Source organism: Microbacterium sp. B35-04, from assembly GCF_010634885.1.
Taxonomy (GTDB): domain Bacteria; phylum Actinomycetota; class Actinomycetes; order Actinomycetales; family Microbacteriaceae; genus Microbacterium.
In genome coordinates this window covers 1-23,700 of sequence record NZ_MWLP01000064.1, presented here as the reverse complement: position 1 = coordinate 23,700, position 23,700 = coordinate 1, and the positions used below count along the sequence as shown (strand labels likewise).

Annotated in this window: 22 protein-coding genes; 10 read left to right on the top strand and 12 right to left on the bottom strand. The window is 71.0% G+C overall.

From position 1 onward, the window contains the following. The 4 genes from B1729_RS14455 to B1729_RS14440 form a co-directional block, all read right to left on the bottom strand. A partial coding sequence (locus B1729_RS14455) for an SUMF1/EgtB/PvdO family nonheme iron enzyme (RefSeq protein WP_239539657.1) occupies positions 1–443 on the bottom strand: 443 nt, incomplete at its 3' end. 98 nt (positions 444–541) lie between these two features. Next, the gene (locus tag B1729_RS14450) at positions 542–1,213 is read right to left on the bottom strand and encodes a GAP family protein (RefSeq protein WP_163633438.1); all 672 of its coding nucleotides are present in this window, start codon (positions 1,211–1,213) and stop codon (positions 542–544) included. A gap of 61 nt (positions 1,214–1,274) precedes the next feature. Continuing rightward, positions 1,275–2,111, bottom strand: coding sequence for an LLM class F420-dependent oxidoreductase (locus B1729_RS14445; RefSeq protein WP_163615862.1), 837 nt, complete (start codon positions 2,109–2,111; stop codon positions 1,275–1,277). A gap of 14 nt (positions 2,112–2,125) precedes the next feature. After that, positions 2,126–2,773, bottom strand: a complete 648-nt coding sequence (locus B1729_RS14440) for a hypothetical protein (RefSeq protein ID WP_163633436.1) — start codon at positions 2,771–2,773, stop codon at positions 2,126–2,128. A 124-nt stretch (positions 2,774–2,897) separates the two neighbouring features. Here B1729_RS14440 and B1729_RS14435 point away from each other — a divergent pair, with 124 nt between their 5' ends. The 3 genes from B1729_RS14435 to B1729_RS14425 all read left to right on the top strand — a co-directional run bounded on the left by B1729_RS14435 (position 2,898) and on the right by B1729_RS14425 (position 6,939). Next, on the top strand, positions 2,898–4,109 hold the full coding sequence (locus B1729_RS14435) for a glycosyltransferase (protein ID WP_204318933.1): 1,212 nt from the start codon (positions 2,898–2,900) through the stop codon (positions 4,107–4,109). A gap of 5 nt (positions 4,110–4,114) precedes the next feature. Further along, entirely contained in the window at positions 4,115–5,521 is a 1,407-nt protein-coding gene (locus tag B1729_RS14430) for a glycosyltransferase (RefSeq protein WP_163633432.1), read from the top strand. Positions 5,522–5,856: 335 nt separating this feature from the next. Beyond that, on the top strand, positions 5,857–6,939 hold the full coding sequence (locus tag B1729_RS14425) for a helix-turn-helix domain-containing protein (protein WP_239525528.1): 1,083 nt from the start codon (positions 5,857–5,859) through the stop codon (positions 6,937–6,939). A gap of 39 nt (positions 6,940–6,978) precedes the next feature. Here the strand turns inward: B1729_RS14425 and B1729_RS14420 are convergent, their stop codons facing one another. Further along, positions 6,979–7,386: a hypothetical protein gene (locus B1729_RS14420; protein WP_163615866.1), complete on the bottom strand. Its 408-nt coding sequence runs from the start codon at positions 7,384–7,386 to the stop codon at positions 6,979–6,981. A gap of 257 nt (positions 7,387–7,643) precedes the next feature. Between B1729_RS14420 and B1729_RS14415 the strand changes: the two genes are divergently transcribed. From B1729_RS14415 to B1729_RS14405, 3 genes are all read left to right on the top strand, one after another. Next, positions 7,644–9,308: a SulP family inorganic anion transporter gene (locus B1729_RS14415; RefSeq protein ID WP_163633430.1), complete on the top strand. Its 1,665-nt coding sequence runs from the start codon at positions 7,644–7,646 to the stop codon at positions 9,306–9,308. 84 nt (positions 9,309–9,392) lie between these two features. After that, on the top strand, positions 9,393–11,600 hold the full coding sequence (locus B1729_RS14410; protein ID WP_163615868.1) for an AAA family ATPase: 2,208 nt from the start codon (positions 9,393–9,395) through the stop codon (positions 11,598–11,600). Between the two features lie 171 nt (positions 11,601–11,771). Beyond that, a complete protein-coding gene (locus tag B1729_RS14405) occupies positions 11,772–12,614 on the top strand; it encodes a UbiA family prenyltransferase (RefSeq protein ID WP_163633428.1) in 843 nt (280 codons plus the stop codon). Between the two features lie 136 nt (positions 12,615–12,750). Here the strand turns inward: B1729_RS14405 and B1729_RS14400 are convergent, their stop codons facing one another. The 4 genes from B1729_RS14400 to B1729_RS14385 form a co-directional block, all read right to left on the bottom strand. Beyond that, positions 12,751–13,896 carry an NAD(P)/FAD-dependent oxidoreductase gene (locus B1729_RS14400; RefSeq protein WP_239539656.1) on the bottom strand — a complete coding sequence of 382 codons (1,146 nt, stop codon included), beginning with the start codon at positions 13,894–13,896 and terminating at the stop codon, positions 12,751–12,753. Beyond that, entirely contained in the window at positions 13,883–14,587 is a 705-nt protein-coding gene (locus tag B1729_RS14395) for a methyltransferase domain-containing protein (protein ID WP_163615871.1), read from the bottom strand. Before B1729_RS14395 ends, B1729_RS14400 begins: the two co-directional genes overlap by 14 nt. A 103-nt stretch (positions 14,588–14,690) precedes the next feature. Continuing rightward, positions 14,691–15,848, bottom strand: a complete 1,158-nt coding sequence (locus B1729_RS14390; RefSeq protein ID WP_163633425.1) for a type III polyketide synthase — start codon at positions 15,846–15,848, stop codon at positions 14,691–14,693. A gap of 176 nt (positions 15,849–16,024) precedes the next feature. Next, positions 16,025–17,569, bottom strand: coding sequence for an MFS transporter (locus B1729_RS14385; protein ID WP_163633423.1), 1,545 nt, complete (start codon positions 17,567–17,569; stop codon positions 16,025–16,027). A 57-nt stretch (positions 17,570–17,626) separates the two neighbouring features. On the opposite strand from B1729_RS14385, the gene B1729_RS14380 reads away from it, so the two are divergent. Beyond that, positions 17,627–18,163, top strand: a complete 537-nt coding sequence (locus tag B1729_RS14380; RefSeq protein ID WP_163633421.1) for a winged helix-turn-helix domain-containing protein — start codon at positions 17,627–17,629, stop codon at positions 18,161–18,163. Between the two features lie 196 nt (positions 18,164–18,359). After that, the gene (gene rraA, locus B1729_RS14375) at positions 18,360–18,827 is read left to right on the top strand and encodes a ribonuclease E activity regulator RraA (protein WP_163633419.1); all 468 of its coding nucleotides are present in this window, start codon (positions 18,360–18,362) and stop codon (positions 18,825–18,827) included. A gap of 87 nt (positions 18,828–18,914) precedes the next feature. On the opposite strand, the gene B1729_RS14370 is transcribed toward rraA, so the two are convergent. Then, a complete protein-coding gene (locus tag B1729_RS14370) occupies positions 18,915–20,282 on the bottom strand; it encodes a glucose-6-phosphate dehydrogenase (protein ID WP_163633417.1) in 1,368 nt (455 codons plus the stop codon). Between the two features lie 135 nt (positions 20,283–20,417). Between B1729_RS14370 and B1729_RS14365 the strand changes: the two genes are divergently transcribed. Further along, complete coding sequence (locus tag B1729_RS14365; protein ID WP_163615877.1) at positions 20,418–20,828, top strand: VOC family protein; 411 nt, start codon at positions 20,418–20,420, stop codon at positions 20,826–20,828. Between the two features lie 77 nt (positions 20,829–20,905). Here B1729_RS14365 and B1729_RS14360 read toward each other — a convergent pair whose 3' ends face one another. Together B1729_RS14360 and B1729_RS14355 are read right to left on the bottom strand one after the other, a co-directional pair. After that, positions 20,906–22,033, bottom strand: coding sequence for an ABC transporter permease (locus B1729_RS14360; protein ID WP_163615889.1), 1,128 nt, complete (start codon positions 22,031–22,033; stop codon positions 20,906–20,908). Then, on the bottom strand, positions 22,030–22,914 hold the full coding sequence (locus B1729_RS14355; RefSeq protein ID WP_163615890.1) for an ATP-binding cassette domain-containing protein: 885 nt from the start codon (positions 22,912–22,914) through the stop codon (positions 22,030–22,032). Before B1729_RS14355 ends, B1729_RS14360 begins: the two co-directional genes overlap by 4 nt. 235 nt (positions 22,915–23,149) lie before the next feature. On the opposite strand from B1729_RS14355, the gene B1729_RS14350 reads away from it, so the two are divergent. Then, positions 23,150–23,700 (top strand): NADPH-dependent FMN reductase (locus B1729_RS14350; RefSeq protein ID WP_163633415.1); only part of this gene is annotated, 551 nt, incomplete at its 3' end.

Genomic DNA, 23,700 nt, shown 5'->3' with positions numbered 1-23,700 from the left:
CGGCCGTCGAGCCCGCCGCGGGCGGCGTACTCGTGCTCGGCCTCGGTCGGCAGGCGCAGGCCGGCCCATTCGGCATAGGCCGCGGCGTCTTCGAAGGCGATGTGGACGACGGGATGCCGCATCCGCTCGTCGATGGACGAATCCGGTCCGAACGGCCGGCGCCAGTATGCGCCGGGCTGCCAGCGCCACCAGCCGCGCCAGTTCTGCAGGTCGACCGGGCCGGACGTGGGCGTGAACACCATGGCGCCGGGGACGAGTTCGGCGGCGTCGGCACCCGGGAAGGCGGCCGGATCGAGCTCGCGCTCCGCGACGGTGACGTAGCCGGTGTCGCCGACGAACGCCGCGTACTGCTCGTTCGTCACCGAGTACCGGTCGATGCGGAACGGCGCGACCTCGCGCTCATGCACCGGGCGCTCGTCCGGGTAGAACTCGTCCGACCCCATGCGGAACACGCCGCCGTCGAGGAGCACCTGGTCGTGGGTCACCGCAGTCACCGGTCCACCGTAACCGGCCCGCAGGGCCGGACGGCCTGCGCGCGGGGTCAGAAGCTGCCGATGCCCTTGCCGATGATCGCGACGCCGATGACCACCAGCAGCACGGCCATGATGACCGCGTTCTCCTTCGCGAGCCAGCCGCGCAGCGCGTCGAGCGGGCCGCGCAGCTTGTCGGCCGCGAGCAGGTAGCCGACGACGGGAACGAGGACCGTGGATGCCGCGATCAGCGTGAACACTGCGATCACGACCACGATCGAGCCCGCGTCGAGGCCGGCGGCGCCAATGGTCACGCCGGCGCTCGCCGCCAGCAGCAGGTTCTTCGGGTTGACCGCCGACAGCAGGAAGCCGAGGCCGAGGGCCTTGGGGAAGGTGATGGTGTCGATCGCCTGCATCCACTTGGGCATCGCCGGCTCTTCTCCCGCCTTCGGCCGGCCGCGCCACTGGCGCACGGCGAGAAGCAGCAGCAGCGCGCCCAGGACGAGCTGGATGACGCCCTTGATCGGCTGCGAGGCGTCCTCCTCCTCTGCCGGCAGGATCGACGAGAGCAGCGTGAAGACCGTGACCGCGACGACGATCCCGAGCACCCAGCCGAGCAGGAAGCCGGTTCCGGTCACCCGCGCCTTGGGGGACAGCAGCATCAGGATGGCCGCGATGATCGGGATCGGGCTGATCGCGACACCGAGGGCGAGCGTGAGGATGTCTCCGATGACGGCGCCCATGGGCTGCCTCCTGAGGATGTCGAGCGACGGCGGACCTCGCTACCGTACCGGTCCGCTGCGCTCAGGCGCCGTTGACCCGGTCGCGCCACTCCAGCAGGGGCCTGAGCGGCGAGAGGTCGTAGTCGGGGCCGTCGATCGCCGGGATGATGAGGCGGAAGCCCAGCTCGTAGAGGCGGGGAGCGGCATCCGTCTCGAGAAGCGGACCGAAGCCGCGGATCGTGTACCCGGTCGACAGCTCGATCTCGGCGGGGTCGCGGCCCTCCCGCGCGCACCAGTCGTGGAGCACGCCGATCTTGCGCGGCATGTCGTCGAGCCGGGTGAAGGTGTGCCAGATGTCGGCGTGCTGCGCGACCATCCGGAGCGTCTTGCGCTCGCCCTGACCGCCGATGAGGATCGGGATCCGCCGCGTAGGCGCGGGGTTGAGCCGATCCCAGCGTGAGCGGATGCGCGGCAGATCGTCCGCGAGTGCATCCAGGCGCGAGCCGACGGTGCCGAACTCGTAGCCGTACGCGTCGTAGTCGGGCTGCGCCCAGCCCGAGCCGGTGCCGAAGATGAGCCGGCCGGTGCCCGTCGCGCGGGCACTGATGTGGTCGACCGTGCGGGCCATGTCGGCCTGCAGGTCGGGGTTGCGGTACGAGCTGCAGTTGACGAGCGGACCGAACTCGACGCGCTCCGTCTGCTCGGCCATCGCGGCGAGCACCGTCCACGCCTCGAAGTGCTCGGCGTCCATCGGCTCGGTGAGTGGGAGGAAGTGGTCCCAGTTGAAGATCGCGTCGACGCCGAGATCCTCCGCGCGCAGCACTGCCTCGCGGTACGAGGTGTACGGGGCGTGCTGCGGCGCCAGCTGCACGCCGATCCGGAGCGGGCGATGGGCGGCGGGATGCCGGAGCTCGGTCACGTCGCGGAACTTCCTCAGTTCTTCGGCTCGATGCGCAGCACCTCGGGCGACTCGCCGACGGCCAGGTCGTCGACGATCCGCAGCGTGCGTGCGAGGTCGTCGACGCTGCCGATCACGGTGCCGAAACGCCCCCGATCGGAGCACACCGCCGTCACCGTGACGAAGTGCGTGCCGGTGTCCCAGGTGTACGTCGCGAACGGCGGGGTGCGGGGATCCGGCGGCAGCGACACCTCGAGCTTCTCGCCGACGCCGAGGTAGGGGTTGCGGAACGACTCGGTGTCGTCGTACTCCATCGGCATCATCGCCCGCGCGGCGCGCAGATCGTTCGTGGCCTGCTGGATCTGCGCCATGACGACGACCAGCTCGGCGTCCGCCTTCCAGACCCAGACCAGCACGCGGCCGGCCGCCTTGCGCATGAGGAAGGGCGCCGCCTGGCTCATCGCCCAGGCCGCGACGCCGCGTCCCGGACGCGGACCAGTGGTCGCCGAGCCCGTCGCAGCGCCCTCCGGGGACTCTTCGCCCGCGGGACCGCGGAGGGCACTGCCGGCCTGGCTGAGCAGCATCCGTATCGCCGCCTTGCGGTGGCGGCGCCCGCGGAAGCCGAGCGACTCGGTCACGGGCACCCAGAGGTTCGGGTCGGCGTCGGCCTGCAGACGGGGCATGCGACCAGGGTACGGCCCGTGCGCGGCGCGTTCCTGGAGAGGCCCCGGGAAGCCTCGGGTACAGTGGTTCCGCGCGGCGACCGCCCCCCGCCGCCCGCCCGCCGCACAGACAGGCCCCAACCCCGTGACCGATCCTGCGACGCCCGACGACACCCCCGCCGCGACCTCTCGACCGCTGAAGATCCTCATCGGCGCCGACACCTTCCTTCCCCACGTGAACGGCGCCGCCCGCTTCGCCGAGCGCCTCGCCGCCGGACTGGTGAGCCGTGGCCACGAGGTGCACGTGATGGCGCCCAGCAGGACCCACCGCGAGCACGGCACGTTCACCGAGGTGATCGAGGGGCAGCCGATGACGATGCACCGCCTGCCGTCGTGGCGCTGGTATCCGCACGACTGGCTGACGTTCGTCATGCCGTTCCGCTCGAAGTACTACGCGCGCCGCGTGCTCGACAAGGTGAAGCCCGACGTGGTGCACAGTCAGTCGCACATCGTGATCGGGCGCGGTCTCACGCGTGAGGCGCGCAAGCGCGGCATCCCCGTCGTGGCCACCAATCACGTCATGGCCGAGAACGTGCTCGACTTCACCATCCTCCCCGCCTCATGGACCCGCTACGCCGTCAAGCTCGCGTGGCAGGACGCCGAGCGCACGTTCAGGATGACCCGCGCCGTCACGACCCCGACCCGCAAGGCAGCCGAGTTCCTCGAGCGCACGATCGACGTCCAGGGCGTCGTCCCCGTCAGCTGCGGCATCGACGCCTCGAACTACACGGCCGACCTCTCTCCGCGCGAGGCGCACCGCCTGGTGTTCGTGGGCCGTCTCACGACCGAGAAGCAGATCGACGTCGTGCTGCGCGCGATCGCGCAGCTCGATCCCGCGCTCGACGTGCGCTTCGACATCGTCGGCAGTGGCGACCAGCGCCGCAACCTCGAGCAGCTGGCCTCCGACCTCGGCATCAGCGACCGCGTCCACTTCCACGGGCACACCACCGACGAAGAGCTGCGGTCGTTCCTGACCGACGCGAGCGCCTTCGTGATCGCCTCGATCGCCGAACTGCAGTCGATCGCGACGATGGAGGCGATGGCGTCCGGCCTGCCGATCGTCGCCGCCGACGCGGTCGCGCTTCCGCACCTCGTGCACGACGGCGAGAACGGCTACCTGTTCCGCCCCGGTGATGTCGACGATCTCGCTGCCAAGCTGACGACGGTGCTGACGCAGACGCCCGAGGAGCGCGAGCGCATGCAGCGGGCGTCGCTCGAGGGCGTCAAGGTGCACGACATGCGCCGCACTCTCGACACGTTCGAGGCGCTGTACCGCGACGAACCGCTGCCCGAGTAGCCACCGTGCACGTCGTGATGTTCGGCGACCAGCACGCTGAGACCCTCGGCGGCGCGCAGGTCTCGATGCGGCTGCAGCGGCGATTCCTCGAGAAGGCCGGGCACACCGTCACGATCGTCGCACCGAGGATGCACGGCGCGCGGGCCCGGCAGGTGGCCGGAGCCGATCCGTCGTACCTCGACCTTCCCTCGATCCCGATCACGCTCGACCGCGAGTATTCGATGACCTGGCCGGGGCGCCGCACGGATCGATGGCTGGATGCCGCACTCCGGCGCCTCATCGCCGACACCGGGCGGCCGCGGGTCGATGTGGTGCACGTGCAGGCCGACTTCTGGGGCGCCTACATCGGGCATCGCTTCGCGCGGCGTCACGGCCTTCCCGTGGTGCACACGATGCACAACCGCGTCGATGTGGGGATCGAGGCGACGGCGCCCTTCCCGAAGCTCGTGCTCCGGGTGCTCAACGCCTGGCAGCGCCGGGCGCTCGGCGTCTTCATGGAGGGCAAGCCGGTCGGCCGCGACGGCTGGGCGTACCTGCGCCGGTTCGCGGGCCGGTCGGACGCGGTCACCGCTCCGTCATCGCATTTCGCCCGACGGCTCGAGGCGCACGGCGCGGTGCCCGGAGGCCGCCGCATGGTGGCACCGCACCTCGATGCCCCGCCGTCCGTGCCCGCCGTCGATGTGATCTGGAACGGCATCGACGACGACGTGCTCGACGAGGTGCTCGCCGAGGCCTCAACGCGTGCGGAAAAGCGGGGCGATGACGCGACACGGCGCGGCGCGGCATCCGTCACCGGCGCGTCGGACGAATCGGCCCGTCTTTCCGCACGCGCTCCCGGGCGGCCGCGGTTCGTCTGGCTCGGGCGCATGAGCCCCGAGAAGCGACTGCTGCCCTTCCTCGAGGCGCTCGCCGCGTCGGGCGTCGACGCCGACGTCGAGATCATCGGGGGCGGCGGGCAGCTGCGCGCCGCCCGGCGCCTGGTCGAGGGACTCCGCCCGCGTGCGACGGTCACGTTCGCGGGACGGATGCCGTACGCCCAGACCCTGCGGCGCATCGCCGCCGCCGACGCCGTCGTGCAGACTTCGATCGGCTTCGAGACGCAGGGCATGACGATCTTCGAGGCCGCGTCGCTCGGGACGCCGTCGGTCGTGAGCGACCCCGACCTCGCCGCCGAGCTGGGGTCGGGCTATTGGGCGGTGGCCGACGGCGACGCGCCCGGTCCAGGCGGCGACGCGCCCGGTCCAGGCGGCGCCGACGACTCGGTCACCGCGCTCGCGGACGCGCTGCGGGCGGCGGCATCCGATATCGCTGTCGGAACGCCCCGCGTTCCCAACCCGACGATCCGCGAACGGTTCCGGCAGTCGTCGCGGACCGCGGCCATGGTCGCGGTCTACGAGCGCGTCACCGCCTGACCCTCGGAATCGCGAGAGGGGAGATCTCCGCACGCTTCGCGGTTGCGGAAATCTACCCTTTCGCGATTCCTGACGGGGCCCAGAGGCGGGTCAGTGGAGGCGAGTCAGTAGAGGCGGGTGGGATCGATGGGGGTCCGACGGTACCCGTCGGAGCGGAGGGCGGCGATCGTCGAGCCGAGGGCCACCGCGGACAGTGCTGCAAGAAGAATCACGATGAACATGGCAGAAACGCTACGCTTGCGGAGGAACTGCCACGAGTGGCAGAATGGCCATGAAGCGCAGGAAAACTGCCACACCGGAACCGCACCCACGGATGCGCCACACAGGAGGTCCGCATGCACACCGTCGCCTGCATCGTCACGGAGGGCTTCGCGCCGTTCGAGTTCGGGGTCGCGTGCGAGGCGTTCGGCCTCGACCGTTCGGACGACGGAATTCCGAACTTCGACTTCCGCGTGGTCACGCCCGATCCCGGCGTCGTGGAGTCGAAGATGGGTTTCTCGATCAACGTCCATGACGACCTGTCGTTCGCCTACGAGGCGGATCTCGTCGTGGTGTCGCCGATTCCGCATCAGTACTGGGGCCGCATCGACGAGCGCGTGCTCGACGTGATCCGCGCCGCGGTGGCCCGCGGCGCCTGGGTGCTGAGCGTCTGCAGCGGGTCGTTCGTGCTCGCCGCCTCGGGCGTGCTCGACGGGCGCCGCGCCACGACGCACTGGATGTACGCGAAGAAGATGACGGAGATGTACCCGCAGATCGACGTCGACCCCGACGTGCTCTACGTGCAGGACGGCCGCATCATCACGAGCGCGGGCACCGCCGCAGGCCTCGACGCCTGCCTGCACCTGCTGCGTCAGGAGCTGGGTGCCGAGCTGACCAACATCATCGCCCGACGCATGGTCGTGCCGCCGCAGCGCGACGGCGGACAGGCGCAGTTCATCGCCAACCCGCTGCCGGCCACCACGTCGCTGTCGCTCGCGCCGGTCACCGACTGGATGCTCGACAACCTGCGGCTCGAGCTCACGGTCGACCAGCTCGCGTCCAAGGCGCACATGTCTCCGCGCACCTTCGCCCGGCGCTTCAAGGCCGATCACGGTGCGACGCCGGCGGCGTGGCTCGCCCGGCAGCGGATCATCCACGCTCAGCGCCTGCTCGAGAAGACGGACCTCGGCCTCGACCGCATCGCGTACGAGAGCGGGTTCGGCTCGGCGGCCGTCCTGCGGCAGAACTTCGCGCGCGTGCTCGGCACCACCCCGACCGCGTACCGCTCGCGGTTCGCGTGCCACGAGGACGAGATGACGGATGCCCCGACCGCCGCCGAAGCGGTGGCCGGGGCTGGGCCCACGCGCCCGGAGGCTCCGCGCATCGCGCCAGCGATGCGTGGAGAAGGCGTGGGGACCGTGCTCGAATCCGTGGCGTGAGCAGGGCGCGGTGCGTTCGAGCACCGCGCCCTCACGTAGCTATGCGCGGCGTGCGTCGATCTCGCGGCCGTGGACGGTGAGCGCGTAGATCACGATCACGTCGAGGGCGAGCACCGAGAGCGACAGCCACGGCTGGGCGGCGATGAGCGAGAGCTGCCCGATGGCGTTGATCGAGACGAGCACGATCGCCGTGACGCGCGCCCACTTCGCACCGCCGAGCAGGGCGATGCCCACGAGGATGAGCAGGACGCCCGCGATGAGGTGCCACCATCCCCAGCCCTGGATGTCGATGGAGAAGGCGCCGGACTCGCCCACGAAGTAGGCGGTGTCGGGGCCGATGAGAGCCTGGAGGCCGTGGAACGCGTCGATGGCGCCCGCGACGATCAGGAGGACGGCGGTGAACACGCCCCATCCTGCCCAGCCGGTCGTAGTCGTGTTGTCTGTCATGTGAAGAACCCTTCGTTCGGCGAGAAACCGGTGCGATGAGGGAATCCGACCCGCACCACAGGGGTGCTCTGAAGCACTTGCGGCACACACTAGCGAACCTGGGAGAATCCTGAGTGCATTTCTTTCCGCGGTGTTCGCGGAGGTCATCGGCGGACGCATGGCGTCATGTGCCCGGCTCAGCTCCATGGAATGCGCGGGCGTCGCGCCCGCGCGAAGGATGTCGGGTGGAATCGTCCCGCCTTCGTTAGCGTGAGACCGTGGCCTTCCATCCGCGTACGTGGTTCTCGCGCAAGACCCTGCGCAAGGACGCCGTCGCGGGCGTCATCCTCGGCATCGAGGCGGTTCCCGACGGCTTGGCGGCCGGGCTTCTCGCCGGCGTGAACCCCCTGGCCGGGCTCTACGGCTACCTGTTCGGCATGGTCGGTGCGGCCGCGCTCACCAGCAGCGCGTTCATGGCGGTGCAGGCGACCAGTGCGATGGCACTCGTCGTCTCGGATGCGGAACTCGGCACGCTTCCCGACCCGGATCGGGGGCTCTTCACGCTCGCGATCCTCACCGGGATCGTCATGGTCGTCGCCGGGTTCCTGCGTGGCGGCCGCCTCATCAGCTTCGTGCCCACCGCGGTCATGACCGGATTCGTCACGGCGATCGGCGTGAACATCGTGCTCGGCCAGCTGTCGAACTTCACCGGCTATCAGGCCGAAGGCCCCAACCGGCTGCTCAAGACGATCGACGTGTTCCTGCACATCGGGCAGTGGAGCATCCCGTCGCTCATCGTCGGCGCGATCTCGGTGCTCGTGATCGTCGTGCTCCTGCCCACGCGGGTCGGCAGCATGGGCCTGGTCGTCGCCGTGATCCTGGGCTCGGTGTGCGCGGTGATGCTGAACACGTGGGTGAACAGCACGGTGGTGCTGCTGCGCGACATCGTCGAGGTCCCGCGCGGGCTGCCCGCGCCGGTGCTGCCGAGCATCGCCGACGTCCCGGCGCTGCTGATCCCGGCGCTGTCGCTGGCCTTCATCGGCCTCGTGCAGGGGGCCGCCGTGTCCGCGGGCATCCCGACCGCCGACGGGAAGCGCGCCGATGCCAACCGCGACTTCCTCGGACAGGGGCTCGGCAACGTCGTGTCGGGCCTGTTCCAGGGGATGCCGGTCGGCGGGTCGATGTCGGGATCCTCGTTGATCGTGCAGGCCGGCGCGAAGACCCGTCTGTCGCTCTTCATCGCGGGCGCCGTCATGGCCGTCGTGGTGTTCGTCGCCGCCGATCTGGTGTCGTTCGTCGCGATGCCGGCGCTGGCGGGCCTGCTGATGGTCGTGGGGTGGCGCGCGGTCAAACCGAGTCGCATCTACTCGGTGGTCAGGTCGGGCGCCCTGCCGACGGCGATCATGGGCGTCACCTTCGGGCTGACCCTGATCATCCCGCTGCAGTTCGCGGTGCTGGTCGGGGTCGGGCTCGGCGTCATCCTGTACGTCGCCGAGCAGTCCAACAGCGTGCGCGTGCGCGCCGTGCATCTCGCCGGCGACGGCCGCATGCGCGAGAGCGACCCGCCGCCCGTCGTCCCGCCGGGGGAGGTGCTGGTGCTCCAGCCCTACGGCAGCCTCTTCTTCGCGAGCGCGCCGGTCTTCGAGCGCCAGCTGCCCGATGTCAGCCGCGAGTCGAGCGGTGCGGTGGTCATCGTGCGGTTGCGCGGCACCGATGAGATCGGCCTCTCGCACGTCGAGGTGCTGCGCCGGTTCGCACACCAGCTGCGCGACGCCGACTCGACGCTCAAAGTGGTCGCCAGCGAGGAGCGGGTCATCGCGCATCTGGCCGCCGGCGGACTCACCGCCGACATCGGGGAGGACAACGTCTATCGCGGCTCCGAGTGGGTCGGAGAAGGCCTGCGCCGCGCGTACGCCGACGCGCTGACGGAGATCGAGGCCTGAGGCGACGTTGATTCGGCACCCCGCACGCTGGTAAACTTGAGCCAACGCGACTCAAGTTTCGCACCCACAGATTTCAGGAGACAGATGAACGCCACACAACAGCCCGGGCAGGAGGACGCGCAGAGCGCTCTCGAGCAGTTCGGCATCAACCTCACCGACCGCGCCCGTCAGGGCAAGCTCGACCCCGTCATCGGGCGAGACAGCGAGATCCGGCGCGTCAGCCAGGTGCTGACCCGCCGCACGAAGAACAACCCCGTGCTCATCGGCGAGCCCGGCGTCGGCAAGACCGCCGTCGTCGAGGGCCTCGCTCAGCGCATCGTCGCGGGCGACGTCGCCGAGTCGCTCAAGAACAAGGAGCTCGTCACCCTCGACATCTCGGCGCTCGTCGCCGGTGCCATGTACCGCGGCCAGTTCGAGGAGCGACTCAAGAGCGTCCTCAAGGAGATCACCGAGTCCGACGGACGTGTCATCACGTTCATCGACGAGCTGCACGTGCTCATGGGCGCGGGCGGCGGCGAGGGGTCGGTTGCGGCATCCAACATGCTCAAGCCCATGCTCGCGCGCGGTGAGCTGCGCATGATCGGTGCGACGACGCTCAACGAGTACCGGGAGTTCATCGAGAAGGATGCCGCGCTCGAGCGCCGCTTCCAGCAGGTCTACGTCGGCGAGCCGAGCGTCGAAGACACCGTCGCGATCCTCCGCGGGCTCAAGGAGCGGTACGAGGCCCACCACAAGGTGGCGATCGCGGATGCCGCGCTCGTGGCCGCGGCATCCCTCAGCCATCGCTACATCCCGAGCCGCCAGCTGCCCGACAAGGCCATCGACCTCATCGACGAGGCCGCGTCGCGGCTGCGCATGGAGATCGACTCGGCGCCGCTCGAGATCGACGAGCTGCGCCGCCACGTCGACCGGCTGAAGCTCGAGGAGCTCGCGCTGAAGAAGGAGAAGGACGAGGCCTCGAAGGAGCGTCTCGCGGCGCTCCGTGAGACGTTGCGCACCGAGCAGGAGAAGCTCGGCGAGCTGCAGGGCCGCTGGGAGCGCGAGCGCGCATCGCTGAACCGCGTCGGAGACCTCAAGACCAAGCTCGACGCCGCCCGGATGGAGGCCGAGCGCGCGCAGCGCGAGGGCAACCTCGAGAAGGCGTCGCGCCTGCTGTACGCCGAGATCCCGGCGCTCGAGCGTCAGCTCGTCGAGGCCGAGCGCGACGAGCCGGCGGGCGACCGCATGGTCAACGATCAGGTCACCGACGAGGACATCGCGGCCGTCATCGCGGCGTGGACCGGCATCCCGGTCGGCCGGCTGCTGCAGGGCGAGACCGAGAAGCTGCTGCACCTCGAGGCCGAGCTGGGCAAGCGCCTCATCGGGCAGAAGCAGGCCGTGAAGGCGGTGTCGGATGCCGTGCGCCGCTCGCGCGCCGGCATCAGCGACCCCGGCCGTCCGACCGGCTCGTTCCTCTTCCTCGGTCCGACCGGCGTCGGCAAGACCGAGCTCGCCAAGGCGCTCGCCGAGTTCCTCTTCGACGACGAGCACGCCATGGTGCGCATCGACATGTCGGAGTACGGCGAGAAGCACACGGTCTCGCGCCTGGTCGGCGCCCCTCCCGGGTACATCGGCTACGAGCAGGGCGGGCAGTTGACCGAGGCCGTGCGACGGCGTCCTTACTCGGTGGTGCTGCTCGACGAGGTCGAGAAGGCGCACCCCGAGGTCTTCGACGTGCTGCTGCAGGTCATGGACGACGGGCGCCTCACCGACGGCCAAGGCCGCACGGTCGACTTCACCAACGTGATCCTGGTGCTGACGTCGAACCTGGGTTCGCCGATCCTCATCGACCCGACGCTGTCGGTCGAGCAGAAGCGCGACGCGGTCATGGGCATCGTCCGTCAGGCGTTCAAGCCCGAGTTCCTCAACCGGCTCGACGACATCGTGATGTTCTCGGCGCTCAGTGAAGACGACCTCGCGCAGATCGTGGAGCTCGCGGTCTTCGCACTGCAGCGGCGCCTGAAGGATCGCCGTCTCACGCTCGCCGTGACCCCGGACGCCCGTGCCTGGCTCGCCGAGCGCGGGTACGACCCGGTGTTCGGCGCACGGCCGCTGCGCCGGCTGATCCAGTCCGAGATCCAGGACCGCCTCGCCATGGCGCTCCTGTCGGGCGGGGTGCGCGACGGCGACGTCGTGCGGGTGGATGTCGCGGCCGACGGCTCGTCGCTGGTGCTGACCAGCGACGGCCCCGCCGCGGCCGAGCCGGCCGCGGACGACGAGGACGTGATCGAGGCCGAGCTGCTCGACGACTGAGGTCGGCGAGCCGCGCCGCCGCGTGGCGAGTCGTGGTGCGAAAAAGCGGGCCGGTCACGCGACACGCCGGCGTGCGGCATCCGTCACCGGCGTGTCGGCCATGCCGACCAGGCTTTTCGCGCGGGCGGAGCGGAGGACTCCCCTCCGCTCGTGCGCGTGAGAGCATCGAGCGTGCGCACCGTCCGTGCCCTGTGGGGCTCCTCGCATCCCGGGCCGACGCTCGTCGTGACCGTGCTCGCGCTCGCCCTCGGCATCGTTACCGGGCTCGATCTCTGGCGCATCGCGCTGCTGACCGCCTCGGTGTTCGCCGGCCAGCTGTCGGTGGGAATCTCGAACGACGCATTCGACGCGGCCCGCGACCGAGAGGTCGGCCGCACCGACAAGCCCCTCGCGCGGGGCGACGTCACCGGCGGCGTCGCGTGGGCGGCCGCACTCGTTCTGCTCGTGCTCGCGCTGGCGCTCTCGGTGCCGCTGGGCTGGCGGATGCTCGCCGCGCACGCCCTCGCCCTCGGCTCCGCGTGGGCGTATAACGCCGGGCTGAAGTCGACGCCCTGGTCGATCGTCCCCTTCCTGGTGAGCTTCGGGATCTTTCCGTCGCTCGCGACCCTCTCGGCTCCCGACCCGACCTTCGCCGCCGGCTGGGCATGGATCGCCGGTGCGGCGCTCGGCGCTGCCGTGCACCTCACCAATGTCCTGCCCGACCTCGACGACGACGCCCGCACCGGCGTGCGCGGCCTTCCGCACCGGCTCGGTCCCCGCGCGTCGGCGGTCACCGCCGCGCTCGCGGTGGTCGGCGGTGCGATCGCCGTGCTGCTGGGGGCGGTGGGCGGCGATCTCGGCGCGGTCTCGACCGTGTCGTGGGTCTTCTTCACGGCGGTCGTCGCCGTCGCGGCGGTCACCGCATGGCGGGCGATCACGCGGCCGCCGAGTCGGGCGCTGTTCCGGCTGGTGATGCTCGCCGCCCTCCTCCTCGCCACCCAGCTCGTCGCTTCGGGCAGCGCGCTCGCCGGCTGACGCACGGTCCCTGCAGGGGTTTGGGGCGCAGCCGGTGCGTTTGGGGCGCATACGGTGCGCCCCGAATGCACGGCATGCGCCCCGAACCCGAGAGACCGGGAAGGGACGGATGCCGCGGCTCCGGGCCGGACGCCGGTCAGGCGTCGGCGTCGAAGTCCATCGCGTACGCGCGGGCGAACAGGCGACCGGACGAGCCCGCGAGCATTGCGCGCACAGCCGTTCGGCGCAGCACGTCGGTGTGCGGCAGAGGTCGGCCGAGCGCCGTGTTCACGGTCGCCATCGCGGCCGCCGCGCGTGCCGACCGCAGCCGGCGGTCCTCCCACCTCCGCAGCTCGGCGTCGGGCTGGGCGCCCGTGCGCATCCACGAGGCGAGGAGCGGGGCCAGGCCCACGGCGTCGAGCAGACCGAGGTTCATGCCCTGACCGCCGATCGGGCTGACCTCATGCGCCGTGTCGCCGATCGCGAACACCCGCCCGTTGCGCAGCCGCGGCGCGACGACCCGGCGGACGCCGAACGAGGTCGCCGTCTCCACCGCGCTCGCGGCCGCCTCCTCGCCACGACGGGTGAGGGCGTCGCGCAGCCTCGCCGCGCGAGCCTCGGGCGCGTCATCGCCACCGGGGGCGTCCCAGGCCACGAACCGGCGCAGGCCGCCGGGCAGCGGGAACGACTCGAGCACGCCGTCGCGGTCGAGGTGCACCACCGCGACCTCGTCGTCGGGTCGGCCGTCGACTGCGGCATCCGTCATCAGATAGCGGTCGCGGTACTCGCGGACGGTCACGCGACCCGGCCGGTAGACGAGGTCGCGCGCACCGCCGCCCCCCGCGACGACCACGATGCGGCTCTCGAACTCGATGACGCGGCCGAGGTGCGTCGCCCGCACCACGACCCCCCGCGCCTGCGGGATCACGGCCACGACGCGCGCGCCGCGCAGCGGCTCGGGGGCATCGACGCCGAGCGCCTCCTCGGTGGACGTCTGCGGCAGCGTCGCCACGAACGGGAACCGCGCCGTGAGGGCGTCGAAGCGCACGGTGCCGAGCAGTCGTCCGCGGCTGCGCGCCTCACCGCGCCCCACCCGCACGGCCTCGGCGAGCAGCCGTTCGGTGAGTCCCGACGGTTCCAGCGCCGCCAGGACGGGGGAGTGGATGCCGATGGCCCGGGTGCCGTCGCCGGCCCCCGGCCGGCGCTCCAGCAGCCGCGCCTCGACGCCGCGCCGCTGCAGCTCGCCCGCCAGCAGCGTGCCGACCGGCCCGGCGCCGACGATCGTGACGTCAGCCACGGCCATGACCCGTCGCGAGCACGCGGAACGGCGCAGGCGTCTGCACGGTCCACGTTCCGGGCATCGCCTCGTCGAGCACCGCCGCGAGCTCGGTGGCCGTGTAGCTGCGCCGGATCGACCGCAGTCCGTCGGTGCGCAGGAACGTGCCCGGCGCGAAGGGTGTGATCCCGATGGCATACAGTCCGTAGGCGAGGCGTGAGCGCTCGATGTCGCTGTGCAGCACCAGTCCGCGGGAGAGCTCCAGCGACTCCGCGACGAAGGCCGGGAGGTCGGCGCCGAGGTGGTGCAGCACGTGATTCGACAGCACCGCGTCGAACGTGTGGCCCTCCGCGACCAGGGTCGCGGCCTCCGCGCAGCGGAACGTCACGCCCTCCACGCTGCCGCGCTCGAGCGCCACCTCGTGCGAGCGCGGGTCGGGGTCGATCCCCGTCCACTGCACGTCGAGCCCGTCGCGGCGGCCAGCCGCGGCCAGGCGCACCACGAGGTCCCCGCCGCCCGAGCCGATGTCGAGCACGCGTGCGGGGCGCCCGAGCGTCGCCAGGTGCGGAGCGAGGGTGCGCCGGTACACGGCACCCCACCCCGAGACGAGGCGGTTGATCGTGCCGAAGCGGCGCAGCGTCGCACGCAGTCGATCGGGATCGCACTCCGGGTCGTCCATGAGTTCGACGAGGCGCTCGTCGCGGACGGCGAAGCTCATGCGACCGTGCCACCCAGGCTCATGCCGGCAGCGTGTGACAGACCGTGCGCAGAGCGCAGCCCTCCCGCGCGCTCGCCGACCGTGATGGTGGTCATCGCCGGCCTCACGCGGATGCCGCAAAGGTGAGGGCGACGTCGTCGTCCACCGCTTCGGCCACCCGCCGCTTCGTCATGAGCGCCGATTCGACGGTGAGCCCCGGCCCGAAGGCCAGCCCGGCGACGCGGGCGCCGTCGCCCACCGCGTCGTCGCGCAACAGCGCCGCGAGGATGAAGAGGATCGTCGCGCTCGACATGTTCCCGAAGTCGCGCAGCACGGCGCGCGAGGCATCCAGTGCATCGGGGGCGAGCTCCAGCCCGGTCTCGACGCGATCGAGCACGCTCCGCCCGCCCGGGTGCACGGCCCACACGGCCGGCTCGCCGTCGTCGCCCAGGAACCGCGCCACCGCACCCTGGATCTCACGCCCGATGATCCGCGGCACCTCAGCCGACAGCACCATCTCGAAGCCGTTGTCGCCGATCGTCCACACCATGTCGGTCTCGCCCTCGTCGGTGAGCGCGGTGCCGAAGCGTTCGAGGTCGAGCCCGCCGGCGCGGCCGATGGCAGGGTCCGCCGTCACGATCGCAGCGGCGGCCCCGTCGGCGAAGACGGATGCCGCGACGATCTGCTGCGGATCGGCAGAGGCGCGCACGTGCAGCGAGCAGAGCTCGGTGCAGACCACCAGCACCACGGCATCCGGCCGCGTCGCGGCGAGCGCCGTCGCGACGCGGAGCGCCGGCAGCGCGGCCGCACACCCGATGAATCCCAGGTGGCAGCGCTCGACAGTCGGACTCAGGCCGAGGTCGCGCACGAGGCGATAGTCCGGTCCCGGCGCGAACAGACCCGTGCAGGACACGGTGACCACGTGCGTGACGGACGACGGCTCGACGCGTCCGTCGCGCAGAGCTTCGCGGGCCGCCTCCGCCGACAGGGCGGGCGCTGTGGCGATGTACAGGTCGTTGCGCGTGCCGGTCGTGGGCGAGAGCAGTCGCCCCTCCGCATCGACGAACGCAGGCACGCCCGCGGCACGCGGGCCGGGTGGCGTCGCCAGGTCGGTCAGGACGGTGTGACGCTGTTCGATGGCCGAGGCGTCGAACACCGCCTGGATGCGCCGCCGGGTGAGGCGGTCGACGCCGTCCTGCGCCGCGAACAGCGCACGGACATCGTCCTGCCGGATCCGGGTGGCAGGGACCGCCGTGCCGATCGAGACGATGCGCGCCGTCATGGAGCAACCTAAGCACGCCCGGGCACCCGTCAGCACCGTCTTGTCGGAATCCGGGCCGTGAGGTACCGGGCGCAGTGCCGGTGTGCATCAGCGTGACGCCGCGCTCCGAGAGCGGATGCCTCGACCCGACCTTGCGCGGCGGGTCGAGGCATCCGACAGTCTCCCGCGCTCCGCGCTCAGCGCCCTTGTTCGATGCCCCCGCCCCCGCCCCCGCCCTCGGCATCGGCTGCGGGCGGCCCGCCGGTCGCGTGGTCCTCGTGGGCGTCGGGCAGCTCGCGCATGCTCCAGAACGGCCCGATCACGACGAAGAGGCACGCGAGCAGCTCGCCGCTCGCAGCGATCCACAGGGTGGGCACGGTGCCGATCCAGGTGCCGAGGGCGCCTGCGAGGAGGGCGCCGATGGGCATGACGCCCCAGACGACGAACCGGATCGAGGCGTTCATGCGACCGAGGAGCCGCGGCGGGGTGATGCGCTGACGGAAGGTCACCTGCGTGATGTTGTAGAGCAGGATCGTGAAGCTCATCACGAAGTACTGCACCACCAGCAGGGGGAAGGCGAGCGCCGGTACGAGCGAGATCGCGGGCAGGAAGAACGGGGCGATGGAGAACGCGATCGCGCTGATCGGGATCGCACGCGCCTCGCCGAGCCGCTTCACGATGCGCGGCGTCGCGATCGCCCCGAGCAGTCCGCCGACCGCCGACAGCGAGAAGACGATGCCGAGCATCTGGGGCGTCAGGCCGAGCTCGCGCAGCGCGAAGATCGGCAGCAGCGTCGTCGCCATCGTTCCGAAGAAATTCGCGACCCCGGTCGTGCCGACGATGCGGCGCAGCAGCGGGTTCCCGAACACCCAGCGCAGGCCCTCGCCGATCTCGTGCACGAGCGGCTTGTGGTCTTCGGGCGAGCGCAGCTGCTCGTGGTCGCGGGTGAACAGCAGCGCCACGAACGAGGCCAGGTACGTGCCGACGGTGATGAAGATCGCCAGCGGAGCGGCGAGCACCCCGACCAGCCACCCGCCGACCGCGGGGCCCGCGAGGCCCGCCAGCTGTTCTGTCGACTGCAGCTTGCCGTTGGCTTCGGCGATCTGGTTCGTCCGCACGAGCGACGGGATGATGCTCTGATTCGACACGTCGAAGAACACGGTCGCGACGCCCATGATCAGGGCCACGACGATCATGTGCCAGATCTCGAGCGCGCCGAAGAGGGCGAGCACGGGGAGTGCGCCGAGAGCGACGGCTCTGACGCCGTCCGCGGCGATCATGACGTGGCGCTTGCGCATGCGGTCGATCCAGGCGCCGGCGGGAAGCCCGACGACGAGGAAGGCGGCGACCTGCGCCGCGTTGAGCACGCCGACCTCCCACTCGGTCGCGTTCAGCATCAGCACGGCGAGCACCGGGATCGCCAGCTCGGTGATCTGCGCGCCGAACTGGCTGAGCGCCTGCCCGCCCCACAGCGTCAGGAAGTTGGCGTCGCGCCACAGCGAGCCCTTGCCGGTGGTCGTCGTCGCGGGCCCGGCCGCGGCATCCTGATCCGCCTCCACCGCCTCGTCGGCACCCGCCCGTGATGTGAGCGTCGACGCCTCGGCACGCGCTTCGGCGAGGGTGTCGGCGCCGGGAGCCTCCGGGCGCGTGGGCACAGCCTCGGCACGCGCTTCGGCGAGGGTGTCGGGGGAGAGCTCCGCGGGCGCGGCGTCGGCCGCGCGAAGCTCATCTGATTGGGACATGTCAATCAGTGTGCGCCACTGATTGAGTTCTGTCAATCAGTGGCGTAGGGTGGCGCCATGGGGGATGTCGGGGAAGAGCGGATCGAACTGCGGCACGGGGATCCCGAGGCCGAGGCTCGGATGCGTGCGCTGAGCTCGCCGCTGCGGCTTCGCGTGCTGCGGCTCTGCGCCTTCGAGTCCCGCACCAACAAGGAGCTGGCGGGGCTGCTCGGCGTGAACCCGGGCACGATGCTGCATCACGTGCGCACGCTCGTGCAGACCGGCTACCTCGCGGCCGAGCCGCAGCGCTCCGGAGCGCAGGGCGCGCGAGAGGTGCCGTACCGGGCGACCGGGCTGTCGTGGCGGACCTCCATGCCGGAAGGCTCTCCGGTGCTCATCGAGACGTTCCTGCAGCAGATCCAGGGCGTCGCGCCCGACGACCTCGACAGCACGTGGATGGGCCTGAAGCTCACACCCGAGCACCTCGCCGAGTTCCGGCAGCGTCTCTATGAGCTCGTCAACGAGTTCAAGGAGCGCGGCCCCGACCCGGACGGCGACACCTATTCGTTCTTCAGCACCCTGCACCCCGACGAGAACCCGCCCGCCCCTCGCTGACCCGTCGCGACCCGACGCACGTCCCGACCCGGCGGTCCCGGCATCCATCCGGGTCGACTTGCCCCAGATGTACGGCGCACACGGCGTGTCGCGTGCATCTGAGGCAAGTCAACGATCTTGGCGGCGGCGGAAAGGTGCGAGAACTTCACGACGGAACGGATGCCGCGGCCCGCGGCCGCCCGCATAGCCTGGGCCGGTGAGCATCGCGACGGCAGACCTCTACGACGAACGCGGCGACGAGCTGGACTCGCTCGCCCTGCAGCTGCACGACCTCGGGGGCCGTGTCGCCTTCGACGGCCCGGTGCGGACCGTCCGATGCCACCGCGACAACGCCCTCGTCAAGGAGGTGCTGGCCACCCCCGGGGACGGCGCGGTGCTGGTGATCGACGGCGGCGGATCGCTCGAGTCCGCGCTGGTCGGCGATCTCATCGCGGCGTCGGCGGTCGAGAACGGCTGGGCGGGGATCATCGTCTTCGGTGCCATCCGCGACCGCGCGGCGATCGCCGAGCTGCCGATCGGGGTCAAGGCGCTCGGCTCGAACCCGCGCAAGAGCGCGAAGGCCGGCATCGGCGAGGTCGACGTGCCGGTGACGATCGCGGGCGTCGCGTTGGTTCCTGGCAGACACGTGTGGGCCGACGCCGACGGCATTCTCGTCGAGCGCTGACCCCCTGCGCCGGGTCGATGCCCGCCGCGCGCCGGTTCGGCGCAGCGGGCCGCGGGCGCAGCCGACAGCGACGGAAGCCGTGCCGGCTCAGGGGAGCGGGGGCCAGTGCTCGGGCCCGAGTGAGCCGGCCGGGTACTCGTCGAGCGGCACGTCGCCGGCTCGCCATGCCGCGAGCACCGGGTCGACGATCCGCCAGGACTGCTCGGCCGCGTCGCCGCGCACCGCGAGCATCGCGTCAGCGTCGAGGATGCCCGACAGCACCTCGCCGTACGCCTTGAGCGCGCCCGCCCCGAGGTCGGCCTCCAGGGTCGCCCGCTCGAGCTCGAACGGATCGTCGCCGCCGTTGACGTTCAGCTCGAGGTCCATGCGGTCGGGTCCGAGCGAGAACCGCAGCACCGCGCCGGGCGCGGCGCCCGTGAGTCCGTCGGGGACGTGGTTGACCGGCCGGAAGGTCACGACGACCTCGCCGTCCTTGCCCGCCAGCGCCTTGCCCGAGCGCAGGGTGAACGGCACGCCGCGCCAGCGGTCGTTGCGCACCTCGCACGTCACCTCCGCCAGCGTCTCGGTGTCGCGGGAGGAGTCGACGCCCGGCTCGTCGACGTACGACGGCAGTCGCCGCTCACCCACGGTGCCGGCGGTGTAGCGGGCGCGGCGCGACGCCGCCGCCGGGTCGTCCTGCCACACATGCGTCGCCCGCAGCACGGCGGCGGTGGCGTCGCGGAAGTCGCGCTCGTGGATGGTGGCGGGCGGCTCCATCGCCAGCACCGCCATGACCTGCAGCAGGTGGCTCTGGATCATGTCGGCCAGGGCGCCCGCCTTGTCGTAGTAGCCCGCGCGCCCTTCGAGCCCGAGCATCTCGTCGTAGCGGATCACCACCGACTCGATGTGCTGCGCCGACCACACCGGCGCGAACATGCGGTTCGTGAACCGTACGCCCAGGAGGTTCAGCGTCGTCGACCGGCCGAGGAAGTGGTCGATGCGGAAGATCTGCTCTTCGGGCACCAAGCCGGTGACCGTCGCGTTGAGCCGACGGGCCGACTCTTCATCGACGCCGAAGGGCTTCTCGAGCGCGAGCACCGTCCCCTCGGGGATCGTGACGTCCGCGAGGGCCTCGCACGCGGCTGCGGCCACGGCGGGGGGCACGGCGAAGTAGAGGGCGATTCGGCCGCTCGGGTCGGCGATCAGCTGCTCGAGGTCGCCGGGGTCGGTGATGTCGGCGCGCTGGTAGGTCGTCTCGGCGACCGCGGCGAACGCCTGCTCGAACCCTCCCGATGCGAACGAGTTGCGCACCGTGTCGCGCCATCGCTCGTCATCCCAGTCGTCGATTCCGGCGCCGCGCAGCCGCACGCGGCGATGCGGCTCCATCGTGAGCAGCTGTCCGAGCGCGGGCAGCAGCAGCCGCGAGGTCAGGTCGCCGGAGGCGCCGAGGATGACAAGCGTGGTCTCGTTGGCCATGGGCTCAACCTATTCACCCGCCAGAGGATGCGGCAGGGGCTTGCGCGAGGGTCGCCCGATGGCCGCCGGCGATGCCCTGGACAGGCAAGGCACGCAGGAGGATCGTGGGCGTCGAATACAGACTGGGAGGCTGTCATGTTCACACCCGATCGGCCGTTCTCGAGCTTCGCCGTACCCGACATCGGCGAAGCCGCGGCGTTCTACCGCGACACCCTGGGGCTCGATGTGACCGTGTACGAAGAGATGGGCGGCGGCTTCACGATCGCCCTTCCCGGCGGCGGTAACGTCTTCGTCTATCCGAAGGAGGACCATGAACCGGCTGTGTTCACGATCCTCAACTTCAGCGTGGACGACGTCGACGCCGCCGTCGACGACCTCAACGCACGGGGGGTCACGACGAAGATCTACAGCGACCCCGACTACGGCACCGACGAGAAGGGCATCTCGCGCGGCTTCGAGGGAGGGCCCGACATCGCGTGGTTCCGCGATCCCGCGGGCAACGTCATCTCGGTCGGCGAGATGGCCCCGCAGATGATGGGCGGCTGACCGCAACGGATTGACGGAGCCGCGGCCCGGCGCAGCACGCTGGGCCGCGGCATCCTTCCTCGCGCTGTGGCAGCCGCTCAGCGGGCGAGCGCCTCCGAGAGCTTCACCCGGCCGCCCATTCGCAGCAGCGAGTTCTCGTAGATGCGCGCGGCGACGAAGATCGCGGCGACGCACGTGCCGATCAGGATCGCGATCGACAGGAGCGGCTCCCACCACTGCGCGTCGCCGAGGAAGATGCGCATCGGCATGCCGACGGGCGCCGAGAACGGCACGTACGACATGATCGCGAGCACCAGCGGGTTGTCGTTGAAGAAGATGACCAGGAAGTACGGCGCCATCACGAGCATCGTCAGCGGCATCGTGGTCGAGCCGATGTCCTCCTGGCGCGACACCATCGAGGCGGCGGCGGCGAACAGCGACGCGAGCAGGATGAAGCCGAACAGGAAGAAGATCGCGAACCAGGCGATGGGAGCCCCGAGTCCCTGCAGCAGCGCGGTCTGGTCTGTCACGGTGAGCCCGATGATCGCGATGGCGGCGAGGATCAGGATCTGACCCATGGCCAGGACGGTGTTGCCGATGACCTTGCCGGCCAGGAGTGAGCGCACCGGGATGGCCGAGATCAGCAGCTCGACGACGCGGGTCTGCTTCTCTTCCACGACGCTCTGCGCGATGGTGCCGCCGAACAGCGACGCCGCGAGCAGGAACACGATGCCGAAGCCGACGGCCGCGATGTAGGCGAGCGCGGCGTTTCCCTCTTCGGGACTCAGCAGCTCCACCGGCGGCAGCTGTGCCAGCTGCAGCATCAGCTGCGTCGGCGCGGACGACTCGGCGATCACCGTGAATCCCGTCGGCGACGACGTGTCGCCGACGATCGCCGCGTCGACGTCGCCGCTCTCGACGAGGGTGCTCGCGCCGGCGCGGTCGGGCGTCTCGGTGACGTCGAGCCCGTCGAGGCCCTCGACGTACTCGATCGCGTCGCTCGTCACAGCCACGGGCGTGCCGCTGTTGTTCGCGGCCTGGAAGCCTCCCCAGATCACGAGCACGAGCGCCCCGAGGAACAGGATCGCGGTCGAGATCACGAACGCCTTGCTGCGCAGCTTCGAGCCGATCTCGCGTTCGGCGACGAGCCAGATCGCCTGGCCGCTGCTCAAGCTGCTCGAACTCGGTGCGCCGCCGCCGCGGGTGCGGGTGTCGGGGGTGCTCACTGGATGACCTCCTTGAAGATCTGGGCGAGGGACGGATGCTGCGGCGCGAAGCTCGCGACATCCCCTTGTGCGACGGCCCGGCGCAGCACCCGCTGCGCGGTCTCGGCGCTGTCGGCGTCGAACACGGCGTAGCCGCCGTCGAAGTCGAGCACCTGGACGCCCTCCTCGGCGCGGAGCCACCCGGCGTCACCGGCCGACACGAGCTCGAAGCGCCGCGTCGAGTGCTGCGCGCGCAGCGAGTCGCGGGCTCCGGCGGCGCGGATGGTGCCGCCGGCGATGATCACGAGGTCGTCGCACAGGCGCTCGACGACATCGAGCTGGTGGGACGAGAACAGCACGGCGGCTCCGGCCGCGGCGCGCTCCTGCAGCACACCCGCCACGACGTCGACCGCGAGCGGGTCGAGGCCCGAGAACGGCTCGTCGAGGATCAGCACCTGCGGGTCGTGCACGAGCGCGGCAGCGATCTGCGCGCGCTGCTGGTTGCCGAGCGAGAGCGTCTCGACGTTGTCGTTCAGGCGCTCACCGAGTCCCAGCTGCTCGAGGAGCGCGGTGGCGCGGGTGGCGGCATCCGTCTTCGAGAACCCGTGCAGCCGCGCGAGGTAGACGATGTGCTCGAGCACCTTCATCTTCGGGTACAGGCCGCGCTCCTCGGGCATGTAGCCGAAACGGCGGCGATCGGATGCCGTCACCTCGGTGCCGTCGAGCGTCACGGTGCCCGCGTCGCCGGCGAGCACACCGAGCACGATCCGCATGGTCGTGGTCTTGCCGGCGCCGTTGCCGCCGACGAAGCCGGTGAGCCGGCCCGGCCGCACGTCGAACGACACGTCGTCGAGCACGCGCCGCCCCCCGTAACTCTTGCCGATACCGCGAAGCTGCAGCATCCTGTCTCCTCTCGTCCTCTCGGTGGTTGAGCCTGTCGAAACCGACGCTACGGATCGTCGCGCCCCCCGTCCTCCCCCTGGAGGGGGATCGTGCCGCGGTCCGCCGTGCGGAGGAGGCGGCACGGACGCCGTCTTGCATGCGGCGGAATAGATCCCAGGTTCATGTGCTTGCATGGAGGTGGAACGTCCACGGTGGTCCCCACCGGGGACGCCTTTGTTTTGAAGGAGTACAGCAATGACCGACCGGACCATCGGCTACATCGTCGGCAGCATCTCGTCGACCTCGCTCAACCGTCGCCTCGCGAAGGCGCTGGAGCGTCTCGCCCCCGAGGGCACGACCCTCGTCGAGATCCCGATCGAGGACCTTCCGTTCTACTCGCCCGACCACGACGCCGACTTCCCGCAGGCCGCACGTGACTTCAAGCAGGCCATCGAGGACGTCGACGGCGTCATCATCATCACCCCCGAGTACAGCCGCTCCATCCCCGGCGTGCTCAAGAACGCCCTCGACTGGTCGGCGCGCCCGTACGGTCAGATGTCGTTCAACGGCAAGCCCACCGCCGTCATCGGCACCTCGCAGGGCGGCATCGCGACCGCCGCCGCGCAGCAGCACCTGAAGGCGATCCTCAGCCACTACAACGCGCCGACGCTCGGCCAGCCCGAGGGCTACGTGCAGAGCACGCCCGGCCTCTTCGCCGACAACGGCGAGGTCACCAACGACCAGACCGCCGAGTTCCTCGTCGGCTACCTCCAGGCCTTCGGCGCCCTCGTCGACCGCTACGCCGC

Bases quoted from the DNA above. Each gene is read 5' to 3' on its own strand.
- B1729_RS14450 (WP_163633438.1), bottom strand. From the start codon at position 1,213: ATGGGCGCCGTCATCGGAGACATCCTCACGCTCGCCCTCGGTGTCGCG.
- B1729_RS14440 (WP_163633436.1), bottom strand. From the start codon at position 2,773: ATGCCCCGTCTGCAGGCCGACGCCGACCCGAACCTCTGGGTGCCCGTG.
- B1729_RS14425 (WP_239525528.1), top strand. From the start codon at position 5,857: ATGCACACCGTCGCCTGCATCGTCACGGAGGGCTTCGCGCCGTTCGAG.
- B1729_RS14420 (WP_163615866.1), bottom strand. From the start codon at position 7,386: ATGACAGACAACACGACTACGACCGGCTGGGCAGGATGGGGCGTGTTC.
- B1729_RS14410 (WP_163615868.1), top strand. From the start codon at position 9,393: ATGAACGCCACACAACAGCCCGGGCAGGAGGACGCGCAGAGCGCTCTC.
- B1729_RS14400 (WP_239539656.1), bottom strand. From the start codon at position 13,896: ATGGCCGTGGCTGACGTCACGATCGTCGGCGCCGGGCCGGTCGGCACG.
- B1729_RS14395 (WP_163615871.1), bottom strand. From the start codon at position 14,587: ATGAGCTTCGCCGTCCGCGACGAGCGCCTCGTCGAACTCATGGACGAC.
- B1729_RS14390 (WP_163633425.1), bottom strand. From the start codon at position 15,848: ATGACGGCGCGCATCGTCTCGATCGGCACGGCGGTCCCTGCCACCCGG.
- B1729_RS14385 (WP_163633423.1), bottom strand. From the start codon at position 17,569: ATGTCCCAATCAGATGAGCTTCGCGCGGCCGACGCCGCGCCCGCGGAG.
- B1729_RS14380 (WP_163633421.1), top strand. From the start codon at position 17,627: ATGGGGGATGTCGGGGAAGAGCGGATCGAACTGCGGCACGGGGATCCC.
- B1729_RS14370 (WP_163633417.1), bottom strand. From the start codon at position 20,282: ATGGCCAACGAGACCACGCTTGTCATCCTCGGCGCCTCCGGCGACCTG.
- B1729_RS14365 (WP_163615877.1), top strand. From the start codon at position 20,418: ATGTTCACACCCGATCGGCCGTTCTCGAGCTTCGCCGTACCCGACATC.
- B1729_RS14355 (WP_163615890.1), bottom strand. From the start codon at position 22,914: ATGCTGCAGCTTCGCGGTATCGGCAAGAGTTACGGGGGGCGGCGCGTG.